This is a genomic window from Microbispora sp. NBC_01389 (assembly GCF_045040095.1).
Lineage (GTDB): Bacteria > Actinomycetota > Actinomycetes > Streptosporangiales > Streptosporangiaceae > Microbispora.
Genome location: NZ_CP109552.1, coordinates 5,625,390 through 5,649,669, shown reverse-complemented (window position 1 = coordinate 5,649,669; position 24,280 = coordinate 5,625,390). Strand labels below are relative to the sequence as shown.

Annotated in this window: 28 protein-coding genes; 15 read left to right on the top strand and 13 right to left on the bottom strand. The window is 72.5% G+C overall.

The features are described from left to right. Nucleotides 1-16 precede the first annotated feature (16 nt). Nucleotides 17-1,753, bottom strand: coding sequence for a urocanate hydratase (gene hutU / locus OG344_RS24900; protein WP_405085153.1), 1,737 nt, complete (start codon nucleotides 1,751-1,753; stop codon nucleotides 17-19). Nucleotides 1,754-1,951: 198 nt separating this feature from the next. Here hutU and OG344_RS24895 point away from each other — a divergent pair, with 198 nt between their 5' ends. After that, the gene (locus OG344_RS24895) at nucleotides 1,952-3,076 is read left to right on the top strand and encodes an MBL fold metallo-hydrolase (protein ID WP_405085152.1); all 1,125 of its coding nucleotides are present in this window, start codon (nucleotides 1,952-1,954) and stop codon (nucleotides 3,074-3,076) included. Between the two features lie 69 nt (nucleotides 3,077-3,145). Here OG344_RS24895 and OG344_RS24890 read toward each other — a convergent pair whose 3' ends face one another. Next, nucleotides 3,146-3,520: an STAS domain-containing protein gene (locus tag OG344_RS24890; RefSeq protein ID WP_405085151.1), complete on the bottom strand. Its 375-nt coding sequence runs from the start codon at nucleotides 3,518-3,520 to the stop codon at nucleotides 3,146-3,148. A gap of 247 nt (nucleotides 3,521-3,767) precedes the next feature. Here OG344_RS24890 and OG344_RS24885 point away from each other — a divergent pair, with 247 nt between their 5' ends. Then, a complete protein-coding gene (locus OG344_RS24885) occupies nucleotides 3,768-4,967 on the top strand; it encodes a hypothetical protein (RefSeq protein ID WP_327045697.1) in 1,200 nt (399 codons plus the stop codon). 49 nt (nucleotides 4,968-5,016) lie between these two features. Here OG344_RS24885 and OG344_RS24880 read toward each other — a convergent pair whose 3' ends face one another. Together OG344_RS24880 and OG344_RS24875 are read right to left on the bottom strand one after the other, a co-directional pair. Next, complete coding sequence (locus OG344_RS24880) at nucleotides 5,017-5,601, bottom strand: hemerythrin domain-containing protein (RefSeq protein ID WP_405085150.1); 585 nt, start codon at nucleotides 5,599-5,601, stop codon at nucleotides 5,017-5,019. A 154-nt stretch (nucleotides 5,602-5,755) separates the two neighbouring features. After that, complete coding sequence (locus OG344_RS24875; RefSeq protein ID WP_327045695.1) at nucleotides 5,756-7,096, bottom strand: cellulose-binding domain-containing protein; 1,341 nt, start codon at nucleotides 7,094-7,096, stop codon at nucleotides 5,756-5,758. Nucleotides 7,097-7,621: 525 nt separating this feature from the next. Here OG344_RS24875 and OG344_RS24870 point away from each other — a divergent pair. The 3 genes from OG344_RS24870 (at nucleotide 7,622) to OG344_RS24860 (ending at nucleotide 9,911) form a co-directional block, all read left to right on the top strand. Beyond that, complete coding sequence (locus OG344_RS24870) at nucleotides 7,622-8,650, top strand: ROK family protein (protein ID WP_405085149.1); 1,029 nt, start codon at nucleotides 7,622-7,624, stop codon at nucleotides 8,648-8,650. Nucleotides 8,651-8,874: 224 nt separating this feature from the next. Continuing rightward, nucleotides 8,875-9,543 carry a hypothetical protein gene (locus OG344_RS24865; RefSeq protein WP_405085148.1) on the top strand — a complete coding sequence of 223 codons (669 nt, stop codon included), beginning with the start codon at nucleotides 8,875-8,877 and terminating at the stop codon, nucleotides 9,541-9,543. A 242-nt stretch (nucleotides 9,544-9,785) separates the two neighbouring features. Further along, the gene (locus tag OG344_RS24860) at nucleotides 9,786-9,911 is read left to right on the top strand and encodes a hypothetical protein (protein ID WP_327045692.1); all 126 of its coding nucleotides are present in this window, start codon (nucleotides 9,786-9,788) and stop codon (nucleotides 9,909-9,911) included. A gap of 385 nt (nucleotides 9,912-10,296) precedes the next feature. On the opposite strand, the gene OG344_RS24855 is transcribed toward OG344_RS24860, so the two are convergent. Then, entirely contained in the window at nucleotides 10,297-10,491 is a 195-nt protein-coding gene (locus tag OG344_RS24855) for a CsbD family protein (RefSeq protein ID WP_405085147.1), read from the bottom strand. Between the two features lie 169 nt (nucleotides 10,492-10,660). On the opposite strand from OG344_RS24855, the gene OG344_RS24850 reads away from it, so the two are divergent. The 5 genes from OG344_RS24850 to OG344_RS24830 all read left to right on the top strand — a co-directional run bounded on the left by OG344_RS24850 (nucleotide 10,661) and on the right by OG344_RS24830 (nucleotide 14,882). After that, nucleotides 10,661-11,116: an SPW repeat protein gene (locus OG344_RS24850; protein WP_327045690.1), complete on the top strand. Its 456-nt coding sequence runs from the start codon at nucleotides 10,661-10,663 to the stop codon at nucleotides 11,114-11,116. 122 nt (nucleotides 11,117-11,238) lie between these two features. Beyond that, entirely contained in the window at nucleotides 11,239-12,213 is a 975-nt protein-coding gene (locus OG344_RS24845) for a glutathione S-transferase family protein (RefSeq protein WP_405085146.1), read from the top strand. 206 nt (nucleotides 12,214-12,419) lie between these two features. Then, nucleotides 12,420-13,334, top strand: coding sequence for a TerC family protein (locus tag OG344_RS24840; protein ID WP_405085145.1), 915 nt, complete (start codon nucleotides 12,420-12,422; stop codon nucleotides 13,332-13,334). Nucleotides 13,335-13,410: 76 nt separating this feature from the next. Then, the gene (locus OG344_RS24835) at nucleotides 13,411-14,238 is read left to right on the top strand and encodes a metallophosphoesterase family protein (protein ID WP_405085144.1); all 828 of its coding nucleotides are present in this window, start codon (nucleotides 13,411-13,413) and stop codon (nucleotides 14,236-14,238) included. Then, nucleotides 14,235-14,882, top strand: a complete 648-nt coding sequence (locus OG344_RS24830) for a 4'-phosphopantetheinyl transferase (protein ID WP_405085143.1) — start codon at nucleotides 14,235-14,237, stop codon at nucleotides 14,880-14,882. Before OG344_RS24835 ends, OG344_RS24830 begins: the two co-directional genes overlap by 4 nt. A gap of 10 nt (nucleotides 14,883-14,892) precedes the next feature. Here the strand turns inward: OG344_RS24830 and OG344_RS24825 are convergent, their stop codons facing one another. The 3 genes from OG344_RS24825 to OG344_RS24815 form a co-directional block, all read right to left on the bottom strand. Then, complete coding sequence (locus tag OG344_RS24825) at nucleotides 14,893-15,363, bottom strand: DUF6194 family protein (protein ID WP_405085142.1); 471 nt, start codon at nucleotides 15,361-15,363, stop codon at nucleotides 14,893-14,895. Between the two features lie 125 nt (nucleotides 15,364-15,488). Continuing rightward, nucleotides 15,489-16,376, bottom strand: coding sequence for a universal stress protein (locus OG344_RS24820; RefSeq protein WP_405085141.1), 888 nt, complete (start codon nucleotides 16,374-16,376; stop codon nucleotides 15,489-15,491). Nucleotides 16,377-16,505: 129 nt separating this feature from the next. Continuing rightward, nucleotides 16,506-16,790 carry a cellulose binding domain-containing protein gene (locus tag OG344_RS24815; RefSeq protein WP_405089168.1) on the bottom strand — a complete coding sequence of 95 codons (285 nt, stop codon included), beginning with the start codon at nucleotides 16,788-16,790 and terminating at the stop codon, nucleotides 16,506-16,508. 13 nt (nucleotides 16,791-16,803) lie between these two features. On the opposite strand from OG344_RS24815, the gene OG344_RS24810 reads away from it, so the two are divergent. Further along, nucleotides 16,804-16,995 (top strand): hypothetical protein, encoded by a 192-nt coding sequence (locus OG344_RS24810; protein ID WP_405089167.1) that lies wholly within the window; start codon nucleotides 16,804-16,806, stop codon nucleotides 16,993-16,995. Nucleotides 16,996-18,264: 1,269 nt separating this feature from the next. Here the strand turns inward: OG344_RS24810 and OG344_RS24805 are convergent. Next, nucleotides 18,265-18,474 (bottom strand): hypothetical protein, encoded by a 210-nt coding sequence (locus OG344_RS24805; protein ID WP_204287436.1) that lies wholly within the window; start codon nucleotides 18,472-18,474, stop codon nucleotides 18,265-18,267. A 121-nt stretch (nucleotides 18,475-18,595) separates the two neighbouring features. Next, nucleotides 18,596-19,300 (bottom strand): hypothetical protein, encoded by a 705-nt coding sequence (locus tag OG344_RS24800; protein WP_405085140.1) that lies wholly within the window; start codon nucleotides 19,298-19,300, stop codon nucleotides 18,596-18,598. A 17-nt stretch (nucleotides 19,301-19,317) separates the two neighbouring features. On the opposite strand from OG344_RS24800, the gene OG344_RS24795 reads away from it, so the two are divergent. Next, the gene (locus OG344_RS24795) at nucleotides 19,318-19,485 is read left to right on the top strand and encodes a hypothetical protein (RefSeq protein WP_165900726.1); all 168 of its coding nucleotides are present in this window, start codon (nucleotides 19,318-19,320) and stop codon (nucleotides 19,483-19,485) included. On the opposite strand, the gene OG344_RS24790 is transcribed toward OG344_RS24795, so the two are convergent. Together OG344_RS24790 and OG344_RS24785 are read right to left on the bottom strand one after the other, a co-directional pair. Further along, nucleotides 19,470-20,234, bottom strand: a complete 765-nt coding sequence (locus OG344_RS24790; protein ID WP_327045679.1) for a sulfite exporter TauE/SafE family protein — start codon at nucleotides 20,232-20,234, stop codon at nucleotides 19,470-19,472. The two genes, OG344_RS24795 and OG344_RS24790, sit on opposite strands and share 16 nt — an antisense overlap. 37 nt (nucleotides 20,235-20,271) lie before the next feature. Further along, nucleotides 20,272-20,715: a protein-tyrosine phosphatase family protein gene (locus OG344_RS24785; protein ID WP_405085139.1), complete on the bottom strand. Its 444-nt coding sequence runs from the start codon at nucleotides 20,713-20,715 to the stop codon at nucleotides 20,272-20,274. A 314-nt stretch (nucleotides 20,716-21,029) separates the two neighbouring features. Between OG344_RS24785 and OG344_RS24780 the strand changes: the two genes are divergently transcribed. Next, nucleotides 21,030-22,049 (top strand): alcohol dehydrogenase catalytic domain-containing protein, encoded by a 1,020-nt coding sequence (locus OG344_RS24780; protein WP_405085138.1) that lies wholly within the window; start codon nucleotides 21,030-21,032, stop codon nucleotides 22,047-22,049. A 94-nt stretch (nucleotides 22,050-22,143) separates the two neighbouring features. After that, nucleotides 22,144-22,404 (top strand): GntR family transcriptional regulator, encoded by a 261-nt coding sequence (locus OG344_RS24775; RefSeq protein WP_327045676.1) that lies wholly within the window; start codon nucleotides 22,144-22,146, stop codon nucleotides 22,402-22,404. On the opposite strand, the gene OG344_RS24770 is transcribed toward OG344_RS24775, so the two are convergent. Beyond that, nucleotides 22,401-23,252 (bottom strand): helix-turn-helix transcriptional regulator, encoded by an 852-nt coding sequence (locus OG344_RS24770; protein ID WP_327045675.1) that lies wholly within the window; start codon nucleotides 23,250-23,252, stop codon nucleotides 22,401-22,403. The genes OG344_RS24775 and OG344_RS24770 overlap by 4 nt on opposite strands. 113 nt (nucleotides 23,253-23,365) lie before the next feature. Between OG344_RS24770 and OG344_RS24765 the strand changes: the two genes are divergently transcribed. Further along, a complete protein-coding gene (locus OG344_RS24765; RefSeq protein WP_327045674.1) occupies nucleotides 23,366-24,241 on the top strand; it encodes an NmrA/HSCARG family protein in 876 nt (291 codons plus the stop codon). The last annotated feature ends 39 nt before the right edge of the window (nucleotides 24,242-24,280 follow it).

Here is a 24,280-nt window from a genome sequence, read left to right as displayed (position 1 = left end):
CGCGGCGCCGGGCGGGTCAGACGCGGGCATCGGGGTGCTCCGTCCCGGCCATCGGGACCCGCACGCCGCGCTCACGCGCGACCTCGGCGGCCCGGTCGTACCCGGCGTCCACGTGCCGGATCACCCCCATGCCGGGGTCGTTGGTCAGCACCCGGCGGATCTTCTCCCCGGCCAGCCGTGTGCCGTCGGCGACGGTGACCTGCCCGGCGTGGATGGAACGGCCGATGCCGACCCCGCCGCCGTGGTGGATCGACACCCAGGACGCGCCCGAGGCCACGTTGACCATGGCGTTCAGCAGCGGCCAGTCGGCGATCGCGTCGGAGCCGTCCAGCATCCCCTCCGTCTCGCGGTACGGCGAGGCGACCGACCCGCAGTCGAGGTGGTCACGGCCGATGACGAGGGGAGCCGAGACCTCCCCCGATGCGACGAGGTCGTTGAACCGCTCCCCCGCGCGGTCGCGCTCGCCGTACCCCAGCCAGCAGATACGCGCGGGCAGGCCCTGGTAGCGCACCCGCTCCCCCGCCATTCTGATCCACCGGGCCAGTGGTTCGTTGTCCGGGAACAGATCGAGCACCGCGCGGTCGGTCGCCGCGATGTCGGCCGGGTCGCCGGACAGCGCCGCCCACCGGAACGGGCCCTTCCCCTCGCAGAACAACGGCCGGATGTAGGCGGGTACGAACCCGGGGAAGTCGAACGCCCGCGCGTACCCGGCGAGGCTCGCCTCTCCCCTGATCGAGTTGCCGTAGTCGAACACCTCCGCGCCGGCGTCCCGGAAGCCGACCATCGCCTCGACGTGCCGGGCCATCGACTCCCGCGCCCGCCGGGTGAAGCCCTCGGGGTCCTCGCGCGCGAGCGCGGCCATGTCCTCGAACGCGACGCCCAGCGGCAGGTACGCCAGGGGATCGTGGGCACTGGTCTGGTCGGTGACGACGTCGATCTCCGCGCCGCGCGCCAGCAGGGCGGGCACGGCCTCGGCCGCGTTGGCCACCACGCCGATCGACAGCGGGCGCCGCGCGTCCCTGGCCTCGTACGCCAGGCGCAGCGCCTCGTCCAGATCGCCGGCGCGCACGTCCAGGTAGCCGTGGCCGATCCGGCGCTCGACGCCGCGCGGGTCGCAGTCGACGCAGACGGCCACGCCGCCGTTCATGGTCACGGCCAGCGGCTGCGCGCCGCCCATGCCGCCGAGCCCGGCGGTCAGGGTGATCGTCCCCGCGAGGCTGCCGCCGAACCTCTTGGCCGCGACCGCGGCGAACGTCTCGTACGTGCCCTGCAGGATCCCCTGGGTGCCGATGTAGATCCACGAACCGGCGGTCATCTGGCCGTACATCGTGAGCCCGAGCTGTTCGAGCCGCCGGAACTCGGGCCACGTCGCCCAGTCGCCGACCAGGTTGGAGTTGGCGATGAGCACCCGGGGAGCCCACTCGTGGGTGGTCATCATCCCGACGGGCCGGCCCGACTGCACGAGCAGCGTCTCGTCGGCGCGCAGGGTGGTGAGCTCCCGCACGATCGCGTCGAAGGAGGGCCAGTCGCGCGCCGCCCTGCCGCTGCCGCCGTAGACGACGAGCCGATCGGGATGCTCGGCGACCTCGGGGTCGAGGTTGTTCATCAGCATGCGCAGGGCCGCCTCCTGCGGCCAGCCGCGCGCGTTCAGGGTGGCGCCGCGCGGGGCCCGTACGGGGCCACGGCCGCCGCCGGGAGCCGCGGGTGCCTGAAGGGATCTCGGGGTGGAGGTGCTGTCATCGTCGTCGGCCACGAGTGCTCCTTCCGCCGGCGCGCCGGACGCGCCTGTCCCGTCCTGCGTGTCCGGTCCTGCGCTCTCGGTCCTACCCTGCCCCCTTCTCCTGGTCGCGCGGTGAGCGGGGCGGGGTGAAAAACGACCGGGAGGCGTGGTGCGCGCGCGGGCGCCGCGATTGCCTAGGCTGATCGGCAGAACCCAGCAAGGAGATTGCCGTTGAAGACCGGTGGACAGAAGAACGGTGCGTGGGGCCGTCGGGTGGGCCTGCTCGCGGGAGCGGCGGCCCTGGCGGCCGCCGGGTGGACGTTGCGGGAGGTTCCCGCCGCACTGGGGGCGCGGCCGTCGGGCGGGCGGGCACAGCGGGTGCGCCGCTCAAAGCAGTTCCGCGACGGCGCGTTCCGGAACACGGCGCCCACGTCGATCCTCCCGCCCGGGACGTCCCGGCAGGTCGTCCGTGAGCTGCTGTTCGGCAGGGCCCCGCGCAAGCCCAGGCTGCCGGTGCCGCTGGTGACCCCGGGCGCGTCCGCCGGAGGCGACCTCGACGCGATCTGGTACGGCCACTCCTCGGCCCTGATCGAGATCGAGGGCCGGCGGGTGCTGCTCGACCCGGTGTGGAGCGAGCGCTGCTCACCGGCGTCGTTCACCGGGCCCCGCCGGCTGCATCCCCCGCCGGTGCCGGTGTACGAGCTGCCCGAACTCGACGCGATCGTCATCTCGCACGACCACTACGACCATCTCGACATGGCGACGGTTCGTCTGCTGACCCGGACGCAGACCGCGCCGTTCCTCGTGCCGCTGGGGGTGGGCGCCCATCTGGAGCGGTGGAAGGTGCCGGCGGCACGGATCGTCGAGCTGGACTGGGACGAGGAGACCACGGTCTCCGGCATCCGGTTCGTCGCGACCGCCGGACGCCATTTCTCGGGCCGCGCCTTCCGCCGCGACCAGACGCTCTGGGCGTCGTGGGTCATCGCGGGCGAGCGCAGGAAGGTCTTCTACACCGGTGACTCCGGCTACTTCGACGGGTACGCCGCGATCGGCGCGGCGCACGGGCCCTTCGATCTCTCGGTGGTCCAGATCGGCGCCTACAGCAGGGGCTGGCCGGACATCCACATGACGCCCGAGGAGGCGATCCTCACCCACCTGGACGTGCGCGCCGGGGTGCTGCTGCCGGTGCACTGGGGCACCTTCTCCCTCGCCCCGCACGCGTGGAGCGAGCCGATCGACCAGTTGTGGCGTGAGGCGAAGGAGCGCGACGTGCGACTGGTGGTCCCGCGGCCGGGCGAGCGGGTCACCGTCGACGACCCGCCTGCGGTCGACGGATGGTGGCAGACGATCGTGTGAGGGTCACGCCACGTGGCCGCGCCCCGGCGGCAGCCGCGCCGGGCGCGGGCGGGTGGTGCGGAAGCGCGTTCAGCCGAGGGGGGCGGCGTGGCGCCTGATGTCCACGGGGTGGTCGAGTGCGTCGGCGAGGGTCTGATAGGCGGTGAACCGCTCGATGAGACCGAGCATGCCGAACAGGTGCCGCAGGTGACCGCTGAGACCGCACACCGCCCCGTCGCCGCCCTCCGGAGGCGTCCGGACGCAGGCGTCGATGAGCACGCGCATGCCCGCGCTGTCGATGAAGCGCAGCTTCTCGAGGTCGAACAGGATGCGCGTGCCGGGCCGGGCCAGCAGAGGAGCCACCTGCTCCCGCAGCCTCGGCACGGTGAGCACGTCGAGCTCACCGCTGAGCGTGACCACGGTGAACGGCGGCGCCTGCGTCACCACGACCTGGAAATCGTGCAAAGGGTCCCACCTCCGTCGGAGTGACGACCCTCAGGAAGACCTTCGGGACTCGCTCATACTACGTTTTCTCCGGCGCCCCGCGGGCCGCGAGCCCCGGCCGGGCGACCCGCACTCCGCGAGGGCGTCCTCCGGCTGATCCTCGCACGCCACCGGATGCCAATCTCGGCCAAAAAGCTCCAAATAGCGACGTTTGTCGCATTCCATGGCCTGGGTACGCCCTGCGCGAATCGTGGGGAGGAGCACCGAGATGACGTTCAATCCACTGCGTGAGCGCGGAATCCCACTGGACCGGCAGGTGCGGAACTGGCGTGAGCTGGACGTCACGCCGATCGACCCCGACCACGCCGACCCCTACACGCGGTGCCGGATCATCACGATGAACGGCATCGAGATCGAAGCGATCATGTTCAGCCACCACTTCGCCCGTCGTTGCCCCGACCTCGGCGTCCGGCAGCGCCTCGCGGAGGTGCGCTACGTCGAGCAGCAGCAGCAGAAGGCGGTCAACTGGCTGCTGCCGGGGGTCGCCTCCGTGCTGGAGACGACGATCGCGTACGAGCAGGTGGCGGTGGACCTGACGGCGTGGGTGGCGCGGATGGAGCCCGACCCCTACCTGAGGAAGGCCTACGAGTTCGGCGTGCTGGAGGACTTCGACCACCTCTACCGGTACGCCAACCTGTACGAGATGATCGAGCACCGGAAGGCCGAGAAGATCGTCGACCAGCTGACCGAGGTCATGCCGGGCCGGCCGACGAAGATGCACCACCGCCACCCCGTCGACAACGTCCGCGAACACTACGACCGGGAGAAGGCGAAGCCGGTCTCGAAGCTGCACGCCCTGACGATCATGTCGGCCGAGCAGCAGACGATGAACTTCTACATGAACGTCGGCCCGACCTACATGGAGCCGATCGCGCGGCAGCTGTACCAGGAGATCGGGCTCATCGAGGAGGAGCACGTCACCCACTACGAGTCGCTGCTCGACCCGCGGGAGACGTGGTGGGAGCAGTGGCTCAACCACGAGTACAACGAGTGCTACCTGTACCACTCGTTCATGGAGACCGAGCCGGACCCGAAGGTGCGGGCGATCTGGGAGCTGCACCTGAACATGGAGCTGGAACACCTGCGGATCGCCGCGGACCTGTTCCGGGAGCACGACGGCCGGGAGCCGGAGCAGGTGCTGGCCCCCACGCTGCCCACGCCGGTCGCCTTCGAGCCGAACAAGGGTTACCTGCGCGAGCTCATCTCCACCCAGATCGACCACACCACCCTGGGCACCGGCTACGTCCAGGAGGCCCACGAGCGGTTCCAGCGCTGGCAGGAGCAGATCCACGACGACGTCGAGCCGGCCAGCGAGCGCGTCATCGACGACAACCGCGCGAGGTCGGGCGAGGAGTACCGCCTGGAGATCGAGGGCGGCCACCCTCTCTACAGCCTGCGCTCCCACTGAAAGGGCGCCCGGTCCGGCCCGCACGCGTGCGGGCCGGACCGGGCCGGCGTCAGCCCCTCCGGCCCAGCGCCTGGCGGATCAGGTCGCGGGCCCGGTCGACGATCGCCGCGGGCGGGCCGAACAACAGGTTTCTCGTCATCGACTCGACGCCCGGATGCGGCCGTGTGGGGGCCATCGCGAGCGCCGCCCGCACGCCCAGGGCCATCGCGCGCCGCTCGGCCGTCGTCGTCTCGGCGCGCAGACGGGTGAACTCGTACCGCTCCTCGGCCCGCGCGTGCGCGAGCACGGCCGTACGCAGCCCTTTGAGGCCCGGCAGGAACTCGGAGTGCTCGGGGCCCAGGTCGTCCAGCATGGCCAGCATGCGTTTGGCCTCGCGTTCCTCCCTGAGCCGGTCGGCCACGATCTCTCCTCCCCCGTCGACCCGCAGCCGGGTGTAGGGGTGGACGATCTCCTCCTCCGCCGTCTCGTGCACGGCCAGCATCCGCACCAGCCGCCGGAAGGGCTCGTGACGCTCGCCGGGCGCTGCCCGCTCCACCTCCTCGAACATGTCCCTGATCACGGCGTGCTGATGGACGAGGAGGTCGACGACGTCCCCCTCCTTCATCAGTTCGGGCACCGGGTGCACGTCGGTCATGTACTTCTCCCCTCGGATGCGGTGTCCGGCCTCCCGGAGGAGGCCGGACACCGGGACGAACGGGATCGTCAGCCGTCCCGCGCCACGGCGGGCACTCAGCTACTTACCCTTTTCGGTCACCGTCCGTCACCAAGGGAGCCACCGAGGGATCCGTTCAGCAGCCGACGGGGCTGGAGCCGAGGGCCACGTCGTCGTACCAGATCGTGTCCGAGTCGCTGCCGTAGCTCTCCCAGCCGAGGCGCAGCGTCGTGGGCCGCGGCGCGGTGGTGCGCCGCAGCCACTGGGCGTCCACGTTCTGGGTGGGCGTGCCGTCCACCCGGAGGCCGGCGACCTCCTGATCGTCCAGGTACGTACGCATCGCCTGCTGGGTGGTGTCGATCTGGAAGCGCAGGCAGACCCAGCGGTTGGTGGGCAGCGGGGTGCTCAGCGCGACGCCGGCCGGGCTCTGCTCGGGCAGCGTGGCGTCGTCGGACTCCCGGTTCCACTGGAGCGCGTTGTTCTGGCCGCCGATCCGCAGGTCCTTGCCGCCGTCCCGGGAGTCCGCCATGGTGATCATGCTGACGTGACCGGCCGGGAGCGCGGTCGTGTGCCGCACCCACATGCGGCCGTACACCACGGGCGCGATCCCCGAGACGTTCTTGGTGGTCCCGACGAACATGTGGTTGCAGTAGTTGCCGCCGCCGATGACCTTGAGCGACTTGCCACCGCTGTGCGCGGTGGAGGTGTCGATCGTGGCCGTGCCGCTGCCCGAGCAGTTCGGCGTGCTGACCTGCCATTCACCCGACGGCGCGCCCGACTGGTCCTCGAACCCCGAGCAGACCACCAGGCCGCTGCCCGAGCAACCGGTCGACGGCGTCGTCGAAGGCGACGGAGACGGTGAAGGGGAAGGGGAGGCCGACGGGGACGGTGACGGCGAGGGAGAGGCCGAAGGGGACGGGGACGGCGAGGGCGACCGCGAAGGGGACGCCGACGGGGACGGCGAGGGCGAGGGAGAGGCCGACGGCGAGGGCGAGGACGTGCCCCCGCACGGCACGCCGTTCAGCGAGTAGTCGGACGGCGGCGTGAGGCTGCCCGACCAGGTGCCCTGGAAGCCGAAGTCGGCCGTGCCGCCCGTGGCGAGCGAGCCGTTGTAGGAGACGTTGGTGGCGGTCACCGTCGCGCCCGACTGGCTGACCTGCGCGTTCCAGGCGCTGGTGATCTGCTGGCTGGTGCCCGCCGTCCAGCGCAGCGTCCACGAGCTGACCGCGGAGCCGAGGTTGGTGAGCCGCACCGAGGCGGTGAAGCCGCCCTGCCACTGGTTGACCGTGTAGTCCACCTTGCAGACGGGGGCCGCGGAGGCGGCGGTGGGCACCAGCACGACCACGAGCCCGGCCACCAGCGCGGCCAGGGCCGCGACCAGGCGCCCCGCCGGGGAGCCCGGCAGGCCGCGACCGGCGCGCGCACCCCTCCGGATGCCCGCACGCCGGTCACCGGGTGCGGGACGGAACTGCTTCATGCGTACCTCGCTTCCTGCGCATCTGTCGTGTGACGCTTCGCGCGGCCCGCGTCGGCCCGCGTCGGCCCGCCTCGCCCGGATCGGCGGATCGGCCCGGATCGGACCGGGCCGGCCGGAGGCGGCGGCAGGGCGGGCGCCGCCGCTCGGGCCGCGGTGGACGCCGCGCGTACGCGGGCGACGGGAGCGGCGCCGGCCGGCGTGGCCGGGCGCATGGGTCGCGACGCTGCGGCCCCGGACGCCGATGTTTTCCCCCGGTCGTACGGCAGGTCAACGGACGCCGCCGCGCCCCCGCCCGGCCGCGCGTCCGGCGACGGCGTGCGGCCCAGCTCACGGGCGCGGGGCGGCCGGAGGCGGCCGGGCCCGGGGAGGTGGCCGAACTGAATCTTTCACCATGCCGTGATGTGACGAAGGCCGCCGTACCCTCCGCCTGTGCGCCCTCCGGCCGGTCGCGGCCGGGCGACTGCCCGCCGGGCGCCGGCTCTCGTAGTGTTCGCTCTGACACGCTCGAACAAAGGACATCCCCCAATGGCAGAAGCAGGGTCCTGGGTCGTCGTCGGGCTCGACAACGGCGGGACAAGCAACAACGCGACCGTCCTCGACGCCTCCGGCCGTTTCCTCGTGGACCGCATGGTCGAGACCCCGAGCCTCGTGCGGGAGGGCCCCGAGGTCGCGGTCGAGCAGCTCCTCCTCGCCCTCGGCAACGTGCTGGAGCTGACCGGCACACCCCGGTCCACGGTGCGCGCGGTGGGCCTCGACACCCCTGGCCCGGCCAGCGCCCGCGGGGTGATCTCCTCCAAGGGCGCGACAAACTTCGTCGACCCCGGCTGGTTCGGCTTCGACTTCCGCGCCGCCCTGGAGGCCCGGCTCGGGCTTCCGGTCGTCTACAACAACGACGGCAACGCGGCGGCCCTCTACTCCCACCACGTACGCTTCGGCGCGGACGCCTGGCAGCACTCGTCGGTCTCCGCGATCGTCGGCACCGGTCTCGGCGGCGGCGTGATCCAGTCGGGGCACGTCGTGAAGGGCGCGGCCGGGATGGCCGGCGAGCTCGGGCACGTCCACATCCCCCTGCAGGGCCTCCTGGAGGAGGACCAGCCGCTGCCGGAGTGCAACTGCGGCTTCACCGGGGACGCCGAGAGCGTCGCCTCGCTGACCGGCATCGAGAAGAACCTGCTGCCCTACTGGCTGACCCGCTTCCCCGGCCACGAGCTCGCCGGGATCGAGCCCGTCGCGAAGGCGGCCCGGCTGCTGCGCGGCTACGCCGAGAACGGCGACGCGCTCGCCCTCAAGGTCTTCGAACAGCAGGCGATGGCCATCGGCAGGCTGTTCACCGTCGCGGCCAACTTCACCGACCCCGACGCGTACTTCCTGGGCGGCGGGGTGGTCGAGGCGGCCCCGCACTTCCGGGAGTGGTTCCTGGAGAAGGTCCGCGAGCACACCCTGCTGCGGGACGAGCAGCGGCAGGTGGCGAGTGTCACACTGGTGGAGGACCTCGACATGGCCGGAGCCCGGGGCGCCGCGCTGGCCGCGCTCTCCGAGATCGTCGGCCGCTGACACCGCCAGCGCCGTACGGAGGCGACTCTCGGCGCGGTTCGCGAAACCCCCGGCAAGAGTGGGCAAATTGTCGCTATCCACACCAGCAACCCCAGGAGGCTCGATAGAGGATAGAAAGGTCATTTTCGTAGTGACGTTCCCGCGGGGCGTCCGCGACGGGGGACATCTCGTCGCGGAGGATCGCCGGGACGGATCTATCGGGGAAGGATCACGGGGGAGGATCCATGACCACGACCGAGGCGACACCGGGCCCGACGGCCGGAGGAACGACGACCACCCGGGCCCGGGCATCCCGTGCCCGCACGACGACGACCACGCCGCCCGTACCCGCGACGCCCACACCCGGCCCGTCCACGGGCCCGGGGACCAAGGAGGAGCACCCGCCGCGACTGGACCTGGACCTGCCGTTCATGAGCCTCCAGCTTCGCGCGCCCGAGATGCACCTGCCGCACGTCGGCCTGCCACACATCAGCGGGCGGGAGGTCGGGCACGCCATGGACGTCGCCCGGACCTTCCTGCCGCCGCCGGAGCGCATCATGTACTACGGCGGTCTCGGCGCGCTCGCGGTCCTCGGCATCTTGGAGTGGCCGGTGGCGGCGGCGATCGGCGCGGGAACCATGATCGCCCAGCGGGCCAGGTCGCGCGAGCAGCGCTGGTCGCCGCTCGGCGGGCAGCAGCAGAAGGGCGCCCGGGGAACGGCCTCGCCGGCGCCGGGGATGCCCACACCGGGAGCGACCATGCCGGGAATGCCCGGAGCCGGGGCCGGCACGGGGACCATGGAGACGGTCCCTGGAGCCGCCAGGCAGGCGTCCGGACGGCGGGCCGCGGCGAAGGGCGAGCCGAAGACGCCCGCCACCGGCACCACCCGGCGCGGCCGGGCCGCCGCCAAGTAAGCGCCGCCAGGCAACCGGCGCCCTGGAGTCGCCGCCCTGGATTCGCCACGGGCGGCGCGGCCGGCAGACGCCGCACGGGCACGGCCGTCAGGCACCCGTGCGGCCACGGCCTGGGCGTGTGATCAGGGAAGCATCCGGAACGGCCACCCGCTGTTCACCGAACAGTAACCTAAGCTATGCCTGTTTGGGAGGTTTATGGGTCAGTCTTCCATAGAAGCCGATTTGTCCTACTGAGGTGTGAAGTGACTGAGTTCCTCGCCGCCGTACTCTCCCGTGCGGCCCTCATGGTCCTGGAGGCGCTGCTCGTGCGCCTCATCCATGCCCTCGTGACGTCGTCCTTCCGCGTCACGATGCCACACGCGGCCTGATCCCGACGGCCTGATCCCGGCCTGATCCCACCCTGGCGGGCCCACTTCGCGCCGCCGGTGGTCCCGGGCGAGCCCTCCAGGCTCTCGCGCCGCCGTCCGCTCCCGCCGGCGACGACCGCCGCCGGGCCCTGAACAGCCGCTTCCCCACGGCCGAACTCACGCGGGGCCATCCCCGGGGGTTCTCACAGGGATCGTCTAGATCTCAGGGGGATATCTCGCAAGGTCGTCGCAGCCGCTCGCGGCGAACCCCGCGCACGGGGGACGAGAGCGCCGGTGGCGTCGCTCCGGCTCGGAGGTGCCTCTCTCGTCCCCGCACCGGTGACGGCCGCGAGCCCTCCCCCCCGGAGGGCCCGGCGCCCCGCCACCTCACGCACGCTCGCGCGGGTCAGTCCTTGAACGCGTCCTTGACCTTGCCGGCGGCGTCCTTCACCTTCTCGCCCGCCTGCTTCATGTGGCTCTTCGACTGGTCGGCCTGACCCTCGGCCTCGAGGCTCTCGTCGTCGGTGACCTTGCCGAGCCCCTCCTTGGCCTTCCCCGTGAGCTCTTCCGACTTGTTACGGAACTTGTCCTCCGTACCCATCTGGTTTCCCCTCTCGGTCGCGGAGCTGACGAACCCCCCTCTTTCCGCTGGTGGAGGGGCTAAACGCGTCCCGGCCGACTCTCAGCCGCCCAATCGGGAAAAAGGGACGAAACGGGCGTACGCTAGAAATGAGGACTACAGCACACACCTTTGAAGGGTGGTGTGAGGCATGACACACAGCGCCGACATCGGGACACATCCCGACATCATGCAGATGCGTGCCCGTTACGAGGCCGCCGCGGCGAATCCCGCCGCGCAGCTGGCCGATGGTCTGACGCTCCTGAGCGGGCTGTATCTGGCGCTTTCGCCCTGGATCATCGGATTCAGCGGCACGCGGACTCCGCTCGCGGTGAACAACCTCGTCACCGGTCTCGCCGTAGCGCTCCTGGCGATGGGATACAGCTCGGCGTTCGGGCGCACCTACGGAATCTCCTGGGTCGCCCCGCTACTCGGCATCTGGACCATCATCGCCCCCTGGGTCATCCGGGGAGGCATGGCGACCACCTCGACCATCATCAGCAACGTGGTCGTGGGCGCGCTCATCCTGCTGTTCGGACTGGCCACGATGCGGTTCGGCATGATGGAGCGCGAGCGGCCCGGCGGCTTCCGCACGCCGGCGCACTGAGCCGGCTTTGGGGCCGGCGACGCTGCAGGGTCGGCGACGCGTGGGCGCGGTTGTCGCAGGCGCCGGTTAGTCTCGTCCTGGGCCGAACGAGCGGCTGGGCCGAACGAGAGGACGACGCGCGCGTGACGACCACGGCTCCCGTCGCGAGTCCGGTGGACTTCGCGACCTACGGTGACTACACGCTGAAGGCGGCCACCAGGCCGGACGGGTCGTTCGCGCGGCCGCTGTACCGGTTCCGCGACCGCGTGACGGCCGACGGTGTCACGGCCGACGACGGCGGCTTTCCGGCCGAGTCCGGCCGCTACCACCTGTACGTCTCGCTGGCCTGCCCGTGGGCGCACCGCTCGGTGATCGTGCGGGCGCTTCTCGGGCTGGAGGACGTCGTGTCGATGTCCGTCGTCGATCCCGTGCGCGACGGGCGTGGCTGGGCGTTCCGCGAGGGCCCGGGGCACGGGCCCGACGTGCTCAACGGGTTCACCCTGCTCCGGGAGGCGTACGAGGCGACCGAGCCCGGCTACGACGGCCACGTCTCCGTCCCCGTGCTGTGGGACCGCCGCACCGGGCGGATCGTCAGCAACAACTTCCCCGACATCAGTCTCGACCTGGGCCAGGCGTTCGCCCGGTGGGCCCGGCCGGGCGTCGATCTCTACCCCGAGGGCCTGCGGGCCGACATCGACGCGCTCAACGAGCGCGTCTACGCCGACGTGAACAACGGCGTGTACAGGTGCGGCTTCGCCGAGAGCCAGGAGGCGTACGACACGGCGGTCACGGCGCTCTTCGCGGCGCTCGGCGAGCTCGACGAGCGCCTGGCCGGCCGCCGTTACCTGTTCGGCGACCGGATCACCGAGGCCGACGTGCGCCTCTGGGTCACGCTGGCCCGCTTCGACACGGTCTACGTGACCCACTTCAAGGCGAACATCCGCCGCCTCGCCGACCACCCCAACCTCTGGCGCTACGCCCGCGACCTCTACGCGAACCCCGCCTTCGGCGGCACGACGGACTTCGGCCACATCAAGCGCCACTACTACGGCACCCACCCCAAGATCAATCCGCTCCGCATCGTGCCCGCGGGACCGCTCGTCGACTGGTCGTCGTAGGCCGCCACGGCGACCGCTTTGACGTACCGACCTGTCTTCCCGAATAATCGGGCACAGTTCGAGGGGGAGTACCCGGCTTCCCGCAGCGTCGTCATCACGGCCGCCGACCTGAGGCGGCCCGGCGCGGGGGTCACCGCAGCATCCGGTGGCACGGGGAGACCGTCGACCGTCCGATTCCGCCATGTGGCGGTGATGGGGGTTGACGCATGCCCGTACCTCTGTGGGCCTGGGCCGCCGTTCTGGCGGTCATCCTTGTCATGCTGGCCGTCGACCTCTACGCCCATCGCAGCGCCCATGTCGTGCGGTTCCGCGAGGCGCTGGCCTGGTCGGGGGTGTGGATCGTCCTCGGCCTCGGCTTCGGGGCCGTCGTCTGGTTGACCTGGGGCCCGGAGGCGGGCGGCGAGTACCTCGCCGGTTACCTGATCGAGAAGTCGCTGGCCGTCGACAACGTGTTCGTGTTCGCCCTGCTGTTCTCCTTCTTCGCGGTCCCCCGCGAACTGGAGCACCGCGTGCTGTTCTTCGGCGTGCTCGGCGCGCTGGTCTTCCGAGCGGCGTTCATCGGCGCGGGCGCCGTGCTGCTCGGCCGCTTCCACTGGATCCTCTACCTCTTCGGCGCGTTCCTGCTCTACACGGGCGTGAAGATGGCCAGGCACGCCGCGATCGAGGTGAATCCCGACCGCAATCCGGTGCTGCGCGCCATGCGGCGGGTGATGCCCGTCACCGACGCCTTCCAGGGGTCGCGGTTCCTCGTCCGGCGGGACGACGGCCGGTGGGCCGCGACGCCGCTGCTGGCCGTGCTGGTCGCCGTCGAGACCACCGACATCGTCTTCGCCGTCGACTCGATCCCCGCGATCTTCGCGGTCACCTCCGAGCCGTTCCTGGTCTTCACCTCCAACGCCTTCGCGATCCTCGGGCTGCGGGCGATGTACTTCCTGCTCGCCGGGGCGATGCACCGGTTCGGCTATCTCAGGTACGGCCTCGCCGCGATCCTCGTGTTCGTGGGGGCGAAGATGCTCCTCGCCGACCTCTACGCGATCCCCGTCTGGCTGTCGCTGGTGGTGATCTTCGCCTGTCTCGCGATCTCCGTGGGGGCGAGCCACTACCGCGCGCGTAGGGGTTGATCGATCTTCCCCTGGCCCGCCGCCGATATGTACTCTCCTGTCCAGGGATGGGCGGGCGGCGGGAGGATTCGGCAACGTGACGGGCTTGTACGCGATCAGCGATCTGCACGTCGCCCACGACGAGAACCGCGAGATCGTCGAGAACCTGCACCCGGAGTCGGACGGCGACTGGCTCGTCGTGGCCGGCGATGTGGCGGAGACCCCCGCCGACATCGAATGGGCGCTGGCCACGCTGGCGCGGCGGTTCGCGAGGGTCGTCTGGGCGCCCGGCAACCACGAGCTGTGGACCACCGCGAGCGACCCGGTCCAGCTCCGGGGCGTCGCCCGATACGAGCGCCTCGTTCGGATCTGCCGTGACCTCGGGGTGCTCACGCCGGAGGATCCGTACGCGGTGTGGGAGAGCGAGGACGGGCCGGTCACGGTGGCCCCGCTGTTCCTCCTCTACGACTACACCTTCCGTCCCGACGGCACCGCGACCAAGGAGACGGCCCTGGCCCGGGCGTACGAGGCCGGCGTCGTGTGCACCGACGAGTATCTCCTGCACCCCGATCCGCACCCGACCCGCGACGCCTGGTGCGAGGCGCGGCTGGCCGAGACCGAGCGCCGCCTCGCCGCCGTCGGCGGCCCGGTCGTGCTGGTCAACCACTTCCCGCTGGTCCGGGAGCCGACCCGGATCCTGCGGTATCCCGAGTTCGCGCTGTGGTGCGGCACCGAGCGCACCGCCGACTGGCACGTACGCTACCGGGCCGCCGCCGTGGTCTACGGCCACCTGCACATCCCCCGGACGACCTGGCACGACGGCGTGCGCTTCGAGGAGGTCTCGCTGGGCTATCCGCGCGAGTGGCGCGGGCGCCCGGCCGGGCCCACGCGCCCGCGTCTGGTGCTCGCCGGAGCGGCCACGTGATCGCTGACATCCTGCCGGCGTGGGTGGCGTCGGCGGAGGAGTTCGGCGACGTCCCGGAGGAGACCCTCTTCCCGGAGGAGAGGCCGCTCGTCGAGCGGGTCGCCGACCGGCGACGGCGGGAGTTCGTCACCGGGCGCCACTGCGCCAGGCGCGCGCTCGCCGCGATCGGCGTGGCGCCCGTCGCGATCCCGCGCGGCGAGCGGGGCGCACCGGTCTGGCCGGTCGGCGTGGCCGGCAGCATCACGCACTGCTCGGGATACCGTGCGGCGGCGGTTGCCCCGGCGGAGGCGGCGCTGGCGATCGGCATCGACGCCGAGCCGCACGAGCACCTCCCCGAGGGCGTCCTCCCCCGGGTCGCCGCGCCCGCCGAGATCGCCGCGCTCACGGCGCTGCGCGACGCGGACGACGCGGTGTGCTGGGACGCGATCCTGTTCAGCGCCAAGGAGTCGGTCTACAAGGTCTGGTTCCCGCTGACCCGCAGATGGCTCGACTTCTCCGAGGCGGTGGTGGACATCGACCCCGAGGGCGGGTTCGGCGCCCGGCTTCTGGTCGCCGACCCCGCCGTCGGCACGATGGTCCTGCGGGGCCGGTGGACGGTGCGCGACGGCCACCTCGCCACCTCGATCACCCTCCCCCGGCGCTGACGACGCCCGCTCACGTACGCGGCCGGTGGCGGGCGGCCGCGCGGGCGTGCGCCGCCGTCAGGAGGGCGGGCACCCGGGGTGCGGTGGCCTCGCCGGGGTTGAGCACACAGACCCAGGACTGGGCGGCGTAGACCGGATGCGGCAGGATCCGGTCGTGCGCGCGGTAGTCCACCGTCTCGTGCCGTCCGGCGTGCGCGGCCGGTGGGTAGCCGAGCAGTTCCTCGAACGCGGCGCGGCCCACGGCGACGTTCAGCCGGAACACCCCGGGCCGGTCGAGGCCGGAGGCGGTGTCGAACCCCTCGTAGTCCTTGACCACGATCGTGGCGAAGGGCATCTGCCGGGCGGAGGGGTCGTCGCCGGGATCGTAGAAGAAGAAGGTGTCTCCCCACGCCGCCCGGGGAGCGCCGGTGCCCTCGGCGGCGGTGAAGGCGACGACACCCGGCAGGCCGGTCATGAAGTCGACGATGTCGTTCTCGGTCAAGGCGGGTCCCGTTTTCTCGGCGGCTGATTCCTCCTTGAATCGTCTCATTGAGCCGCCCTGTGAAACTTATGCCGATAAATCCCTGGATTCCGACGGACAACCTTCTACCCGCTGGGCAGGCCGGTTCAGGACCGGCGAGGCGGGCGCACCACCGCGACGGGACAGTGCGCGTGGTGCAGGACAGCCCGGCTGACCGAGCCGAGCACCGCCGAGCCGACGGCGCCGTGGCCCCGGGAGCCGACGACGAGCAGGTCCGCCTTCTCCCCCGCCTCCACGAGGACGGGCACCGGATGCGCGCAGACGGCCCGCATCTCGGCGTCCAGCTCCGGGTAGCGCTCCCGGTGCGCCGCCAGCATCTCCGCCACGTAGTCCTCCTGGGCCCTGCGCACCTCGTCGACGTCATAGGTGATCTCGGGCGCGAACGTGTGCACCGGAAGCTGCCACGCGTAGAGGACGAGCAGACGGCAGCCGCGCAGCCGCGCCTCCTCCGACGCGTAGGTCAGCGCGGCCTCCGCCTCCGCCGAGCCGTCGACGCCGGCGACGACCAGCCCGTGCGGCACCCGCAGCCCCTGGCGTACGACCACGACGGGAACGTCGACCTGACCGGCGAGGTGCATGCTGACCGAGCCGAGCAGCATGCCGGCGAACCCGCCGTGGCCCCGGTTCCCGACGACGATCTCCGCGGCCCCGGCGGCCTCCCGCCGCAGCGTCCTCGACGGGTCCCCCTCGACGAGATCGGGGACGACGCGGACGACGGGATGGATCTCGCGGACGGCCTGCACGGCGTCCTCCAGGATCCGCCGGCCGGCCCGCTCGAGCTGGTCCTCGACGCTGATGGGATAACGGGCGATCTCGTACGGCAGGCGGTCCACCGCGTGGACGATCCGCAGCGTCAGGCCCCTGCGCGCGGCGTCTCCCGCGGCCCACTCCACCGCCGCGGCAGCGGCGCGCGAGCCGTCGGTGCCCACGACGACGACAGGTTCGGACAGGGCGCCGGACAGGGGTTCGGACATGGCTCCTCCTTCGTGCCTGTCCTCATCCCACCGTCCGCGCGCCGCCCGGGGCAGGGCCGCTGGTCCCCTCCTCCCGGGACCTTCCGCCCTGCGTGGAAGGTCCCGGCGGAAGGTCCCGATGGAGGGAGATCAGGGACAGGTGAAGGCGGTCGGAACCGGCGAGGAGGACCCGGACGCCTGGAAGCCGAAGCTCGCCGACGCGCCGGGGGCGAGGGTCTGGCCCCAGGAGGGAGCCCGCGCCGTCCAGCGGGACCCGCTGGTGGTCACGGTCGCGCTCCAGCCGCTGACGAGGCTCACTCCGGCCGGCATGGTCCAGCCGACCGTCCAGTCGGGCCAGGTCGTCGTGCCGGTGTTCTTGACCGTGACGTTCGTGGTGAAACCCCCCTGCCACGAACTGGCCACCTGGTAGCTCACCTGGCACGTCCCGGTGCTCGCGGACGGGCTCGCCGACGGGCTCGCGGACGGGCTCGCCGACGGGGAGGCGGACGGCGACGGCGACGGCGACGGCGACCGGGACGGGGAGGCCGACGGAGACGGAGAGGGGGACGGAGACGCGGACGGCGAGGGAGACGGGGAAGCCGAGGGCGACGCGCTGGGCGAGGCCGTGGTCGTGGTGTAGCTCGCCTCGGTGTAGTCGGCGGCGCACTGCGTGCCGCACGACGTGGGCAGGCCGAAGCTGTAGACACGGCCGCCGTTCAGCGGCTGGTCGGCCGCGTCGCGCACGCGGATCTGGAACCGCGTCGCGCCCCGGCTGGTCCCGCTGATGAGGTACGACTGGCCCATGTCGGAGTTCATCTGGGCCGGCTGCCAGGCGCCGTCGGCGTAGTACTCCACCCCGTGGACGCCGTTGGGCAGGTGCGAGACCGCGATCGCGGTCCAGTAGGCCTGGGAGCCCTTGAGGAACCCGATGCGGATGTCGCCGGAGTAGTTCGGCGCGGAGATGAACGACCAGGTGACGCGGCGGTTGTTCCAGTGGTTCGGGTACATGTCCCCGACCGGCGCGCCGTTCTTCACGAACCTGTTGAGCGAGGGCTTCGACAGGTCGAGGTGGTAGCGGTCGTCGCGGCACCAGCCGTTGGAGTCGCCGCAGCTGTCGGCGACGATCATGGTCAGGGTGGCGCCGTTGTAGGCGTCGGAGACCCACGAGCCGTTCCGGCAGAACTGCGAGTTCTGGCCGCCGTCGTTGACGCCGGTGCAGAAGTCGGAGATCTGCACCCGGACGAAGCGGCCGCAGTTGAGCCCGTTGTTCCACAACCCGGTCTTGGACGCGTTGGCGCCGGTCAGCGGCCGGGGATAGAAGTTGTAGTCGCCGGGGGTGTCGTAGACGTTGAGGGCGACGAAGTCCTGCGAGTCGAGCTGGGATTGCGGCATCCCGCAGCCGCCGTACGGCGCGCCGAGGGCGTCGAAGTAGGTGGCGTTGCCGGTCACCGGCGCGGGCGGGTCGCCGACCGCGCCGGCCGGAGAGGCGGCGGGCCAGGCGGTCAGCAGCACCACGGCGACGGCGGCCGTCCAGATGCGGCGCCGGAGGCGCCGGATGCGACCTCGGACGGAGAATGCGCGGCCGGTCATCGGACTCCCTGCGCTCACGGTCGGGGCTCGGAACGCCGCGATCCTGGCGGCGGGCCGGTGCCGGGTCAAGGGCCGGTCACGACGGCCGCGGCGACGACCCCGGTGAGCTGCGTGCGAAGTCCACACCGTTTGGTAACTACCTGTAACTTTCATCACCCTCATGAGCCGATGACGTGCAGAAGCCGACTATCAGGGCAGAAGAGACGAAAGACTTCATGACCGGCGGGGAGCGGCCACATGACGGATTTCGCGGAGGAGATGGCGGTCGGCGGCGGCGGTCAGCGAGTACGGCCATCCGGAGGCCGACCGGCCGGCGCGCTCAGCGCGACTCGCGCAGCCTGGCGAGGTCGCTCTCCATCTTGGCGATGACCCGCTGGTAGCCCTCCCAGCCGCACAGCCGGAGCAGCTCCGACTTCATGCGCAGCGTCTCCTCCTGCACCGCCTCCGGTCCCTGCCGCCGGATCGCGTCGAGCGCGCTGCGCGCCCGGCTCTCCTGGTCGCTGGCGTCGGCGAGACCTTCGCGTCTCATATCAGGAGCAGGCATGGGACCTTTCCTCCGGGTCTGGACGAACGGTGCCTACACCTGACGCGCCTTGACGCCGGGAGGTTGACGGCCCGGCGAAATATTGGCCGCCGCGTTATCGGGCGCGTTATCGGAGCGGCCGGGCCTCCCCGCCGGGGACGTCGACCGCGATCTCGCCGCCCAGCCGGCGGCCGTCGTTCAGGGCCAGGTTGTCGCCGCTCCAGAACCTGCCGGGGTCGTACCAGTTGGGACGGCGGCCGCCCGGCAGCAGGCCCATCTCCTCGTACGTCACGGCGACGACCTCCGCGCAGTAGGCCGTCTCCAGCGTCCTTTCCCGCGCCGTGCGCCCCTCCTCGTCGCGTTTCCCACGGCGGAGCACAGGGAGGGGTACGGCGCGGAGCGAGGGCAGCCTCCCGCGCAGCCAGCGCCCCGCCAGGCGGGCGGTGGACGGGAACGGCGTGCCGTCCAGCCGGGCGATCGTCCGCAGGACGGCGTCCTCCATCTCCCGGCCCACCGGCGGCTCCAGTTGGCGCAGCCAGGCCCGCTGGCCGTACCTCGCCGCCCAGACGCACACCGCGTCACGCATGTCGTGCAGTTGCACGCCGCGCTGGTGGGTGCCCGACCACATGTCCGGCAGCGACCGGCCGAGCTCCGCGTGCCACATCAGCGGCGGCAGATCCTCGATGACGACGGCCATGCCCACGTGGTTGACCGGGCTGTTGGTGGTGACCTGGATGGCGCGGTCGGGCGCGCTGCGCCCCCGGAACACCCACACGTCACCGGTACGGACCAGTTCGAGTGCCTTGTCCAGGCTTATCCGCGTACGAGCCACGGCAGTAGCCTAGGCACATGCGGTGGTGGAAGATACTCGGCCTGGCGGCGTTCGCGGGCGTCGCGGCGACCGGCGTGGTGATCGCCCGTGCGGAGCGCCGGCGGCGCGCCTACACCCCGGAGGAGATCCGGACGCGGCTGCGCGCCCGGCACGCCGAGGCCGTCGCCGCTCAGCCGCTCCGGTAGGCGTCGACGCCGAGTTTGACGGCGACGGCGAGACCGCAGATCGCGGCGGCGAGGCGCAGCGAGTCGCCGGGCAGGCGGCGGGCGATGGCGGGGCCCAGCCAGCCGCCGAGGAGGAACCCCGCGGCGAGCGGCCCCACCGCGGCCCAGTCGACCGGGCCGAACAGTGCGAACCAGACGGCTGCGACGGCGTTGGCGAGCGCCCCCACGAGGTTCTTCACCGCGTTGACCCCCGCCGGGGAGCGGTCGAGCGCCGCGGCGAGCACCGCGAACATGATGATGCCCCCGGCCGCGCCGAAGTAGCCCGTGTAGACCGCGACGCAGAACACGGCGGCACGCAGCGCGAGGCCGTTCTCCCCGCCGAGGCTCACCTGTCCCGCTCGGGGCGGGCGCAGCAGCAACAGCAGCGAGGCGCCGCCGACCAGCCACGGAGCGACCATCTCGAACGTCCGCGCGGGCGTGACCAGCAGCAGGCCCGCGCCCGCCGCGCCGCCCAGCGCGGCGGAAAGCCCCAGACGGCCGACGACCGTGCGCTGGCCCGCCAGCTCCGGCCGCGAACCGGCCGCCGCGCCCAGTCCGGTGAACAGCAGCGCGACCGTGTTGGTGACGTTCGCGGCCAGCGGCGGCAGTCCGAAGGCCAGCAGGGCGGGATAGGACACGACCGAGGCCAGGCTCACCACCGTGCTGACCACCCCGGCCACCAGACCCACGGCGGCCAGCCCCAGCACGTCGACGAACACAGACGAACCCAACCATACGGACCCTCGTCGCCCGTCAGCGGCCTGCGAATCAGAGCGAGGGGAAGCGGAGCACCCAGCGGCGCTGCCAGGGCGTCTCGACGGCGCGCCGGTGATGGTTGGCCCGGGTCCAGGCCACGGCCTCGTGCGCGGGCAGGCCTGAGAGGATCGCCAGGCACGCGATGACGGTGCCGGTGCGCCCGACGCCTCCGCCGCAGGCCACCTCCAGCGTGCGGCCGGCGCGGGCGTGCCCGTGCAGCGCCCGGATGAGACCGGCCGCGCTCTCCCCGTCGCGGGGCAGCAGGAAGTCGGGCCAGTCGATCCACTCGTGCGCCCAGGTGATCCCCGAGTCGTGCCGGCGTCTCAGCCGGGGGCCGCCGAGATAGAGGCCGTGTTCGGGCGGGACGCCTTCGGGCGCGGGATACCTCAGGCCGCGCCCGCGGACCCGGGTGCCGTCGGGCAGCGTGACCGCGCCGGGGAGAGGGGTCTCAGACATGATCCCATCCTGCCCTGCCGACGGGCCGAGGAGCGCCGGCGAAGCCTCGTCCGCGTTTCGGCTGCCCGGCCACTGGACCCTGTACACCCTGTACACCCTGTTGACCTTGAGACCGCGGCACGGCGCCGGTCAAGCGGGCCGTCCCGGAGACCGCGCAGCGTGTGACCGTCGCGAGGGCCGGGCCCGGTGGAAGTGCCCGGCCCTCGGGCGTATCACCGCACACGCGGCTGCCGGGCCCGATCGCCGGGCTTACGATCGACGGGAAGACGATCTCAGGGAGCGGCGATGGCGTCGAGGGACGCGGGGGGCGGAGCGTGAGGGCCGCCCGGCTGCACAAGGTGGGCGACATCCGGCTGAATGACGAGCCGCCGCCCCTCCCCGGCCCGGGTGAGAGCCTGGTGCGGGTCACCGCGGTCGGCCTGTGCGGCTCCGACCTGCACTGGTACGCCGAAGGCGGCATCGGTGACGCGGTGCTGGACACGCCGCTCGTGGTGGGGCACGAGATCGCGGGAGTGATCGAGGGCGGCCCCCGGGACGGCACCCGGGTCGCGGTGGACCCCGCGATCCCGTGCGCCCGCTGCCCTGTCTGCGCCACGGGCCACGGCAACCTGTGCCCGGACGTCCGCTTCGCCGGGCACGGGACGCTCGACGGCGGCCTGCGGGAGCGGATGGCCTGGCCCGACGACCTGCTGCACCCGCTGCCCGCCGCCCTCTCCGACGCCGACGGCGCCATGCTCGAACCGCTGGGCGTCGCGATCCACACCGTTGACCTCGGGCACATCCCCCTGGGCTCGCCCGTCGCCGTCGTCGGCTGCGGGCCGATCGGCCTGCTCGTGATCCGGCTCGCCCGGCTCGCCGGGGCCGGCGCCGTCGTCGCCGTCGACCCGCTGCCGCACCGCCGCGCCGCCGCCCTGAGGTACGGAGCCGACCTCGCGCTGTCGCCGGAGACCGCGGAGCCCGGCGTGTGGCGGGAGGTCGACGGCCCGGCGGGCCTCGGCGTGCGGGTGGCGTTCGAGGTGGCGGGCGACGACGACGCCGTACGCCTGGCCATGACCGCGGTCAGGCCCGGCGGCCGGGTGGTGCTGGCCGGCATCCCCGACGAGGACCGCACCTGCTTCCCCGCGTCGCTCGCCCGGCGCAAGGGCCTGACGATCGCCCTCGTCCGGCGGATGAACCTCACCTATCCCCGGGCGATCCGGCTGGCCGCGGACGGGCTGGTCGACCTGTCGGCGCTGGTCACCGAGCGGTTCCCGCTCACGGCCACGGCGGAGGCGTTCACCGCCGCCGTCTCGCGGCGCGGGCTCAAGGTCCTGGTCGAGCCCGGCCGCCACTGAGCCACCACTCAGCCACCATTGAGCCGCCACTGAGCCGCGGCCGGCCTCGACACACGGGAGGATTGGACCGCCGGCCGCCGGGCAGGGCCATGACGTGGCTGTCACCGACGATTCCGGCGAGCAGGTCCCGGCGTACCGGCGGCTCGCGGCGATGCTGCGCGAGGAGATCGTACGCGGCCGGATCGAGCCCGACCGTCCCCTCCCGCCGGAGGATCTCCTGGTGCGCGAGCACGGGTGCAGCCCCGGCGACGTACGCCGCGCCGTCGAGGTGCTGAGCGGCGAGGGCCTCGTCTACACGATCGAGGGGCAGGGCGCCTACGTCTCCACCCGCGCCGAGGAGACCGGCGGCGGCTAGCCCAGGGTGCCGTCGGTCCGGTGAAGGAGCGAGGCGACCCGCCTGCGGGCGTCCTCGCCCACGGGCACCTGAAGCACCAGCACGAGATCGGGGCGCCCCATCGGGCGCATCTTGAATATCTCCAGGTCCAGCCGCCCGATCTCGGGGTGGTCGATCCCGACCGTGGCCGGCCGGAAGCGGCGCACCGGACAGTCGGCCCACCATTCGCGGAACTCCCGGCTGACCTCGCCGAGCTCCTCCACCAGCGCCGCGAGCCGCGGGTCGCCCGGCCGGCGTCCCATCGCGGCGCGGAACTGGCTGATCACGGCGCGGGCCGCGGGCTCCCAGTCGACCATCCGGGCGCGGTTCGCGGCGTCGGTGAACATCATCCACAGCAGGTTCCGCCGGCCCGGCGGGAACGTCAGCGGATCGAGGCGGAGCAGCGTGTAGGAGGTGTTCCAGGCCACGTAGTCGAAGCACGCGTCGTAGAGGGAGGCGGCGTTCGGGGCGGCGGCGTCGACCAGGCGCGCCAGCCGGGCCGCCGCCTGCTCCCCGCCGGGAGCCGGTGTGTCGGGCGGGGCCAGGCCGGCGAGGTCGCGCAGGTGGTGGTGTTCGTCGGGGTCGAGCCGCAGCGCGCGGGCCAGCGCGTCGATCACCTGAGCCGACGCCGAGATGTCCCGCCCCTGCTCCAGGTAGGTGTACCAGGTGACGCCGACGCCCGAGAGCTCGGCGACCTCCTCGCGCCGCAGTCCGGGGGTGCGGCGCAGGGCCGGATCGCCTTCCGGCAGCCCGACGTCGGCGGGCCGCAGGCGGGCCCGCTGGGCGCGCAGGAACGCGCCCAGCTCGGCCCTGCGGTCCGACTCCCTCATGCGGCGACGGGGCGCGTGACTGGCAGCACGAGTGCCAGGACCGCCGGACGCCGCCTCGTTATCGTGACGGCCATGATCCTTCACAGGGCGAGTCTCCCAGGGAGGCGGGTGTCATGAGTGATCGCGTACTGGTGATCGGCGCCACCGGGCGGCAGGGCGGCGCCACCGCCCGCGAACTGCTCGCCCGCGGGCGGACCGTGCGCGCCCTGGTGCGCGACCCCGGCTCCCCCGCCGCGGTGTCCCTGCGGGAGGCGGGGGCCGAGCTCGCGGCGGGTGACCTGGACGACGAGGCGTCGCTGCGCCAGGCCATGCGGGACGCCGAAGGGGTCTTCCTGGCGCTGACCATGATGCAGGGGCCGAGGATCACCGCCGAGGGCGCCGCCGCCGAGGAACGGCGGGGGCTGACGGTGGTCCGGCTCGCCGCCGAGGCGGGCCTCGGGCACCTGGTGTACAGCTCGCTCCCCGGCACCGACGCCGCCTCCGGCATCCCCCACTTCGAGAGCAAGGCGCGGATCGAGCGCGAGATCCACGCGCTCGGGCTCCCGGCGACGATCCTGCGCCCGGTCTCCTTCATGGAGAACTACCTCACCTACAGCCGTCCCTCCGTGGAGGACGGCACCCTGGTCCTGCGCCTGCCCGCACGGCCCACCACGCCGATGCAACTGATCTCCGTCCGGGACATCGGGGTCTTCACCGCCCTGGCCTTCGAGCGGCCCGGCGGGTACGTCGGCCGGACCGTCGACATCGGCGCGGACGAGCTGACCCCGCCGGAGATCGCCGCGGCGTTCGGCCGGGCGGGCGGCCTGCCGGCCCGCTACGAGCGGATCCCGATCGAGCAGGTGCGCGCGTTCGACGAGCATCTGGCCCGGATGTTCGAGTTCTTCGACGAGCACCCGGCCGACGGCGTCGATCTGAAGGCCCTGCGGGCCGAGCATCCCGGCCTGACGACCTTCGAGACCTGGCTGCGCGCCACCGGCTGGAGGCCGTGAGGCGCGGGGCGTCACCGGCGGCCGGAATGCCACGCCGTA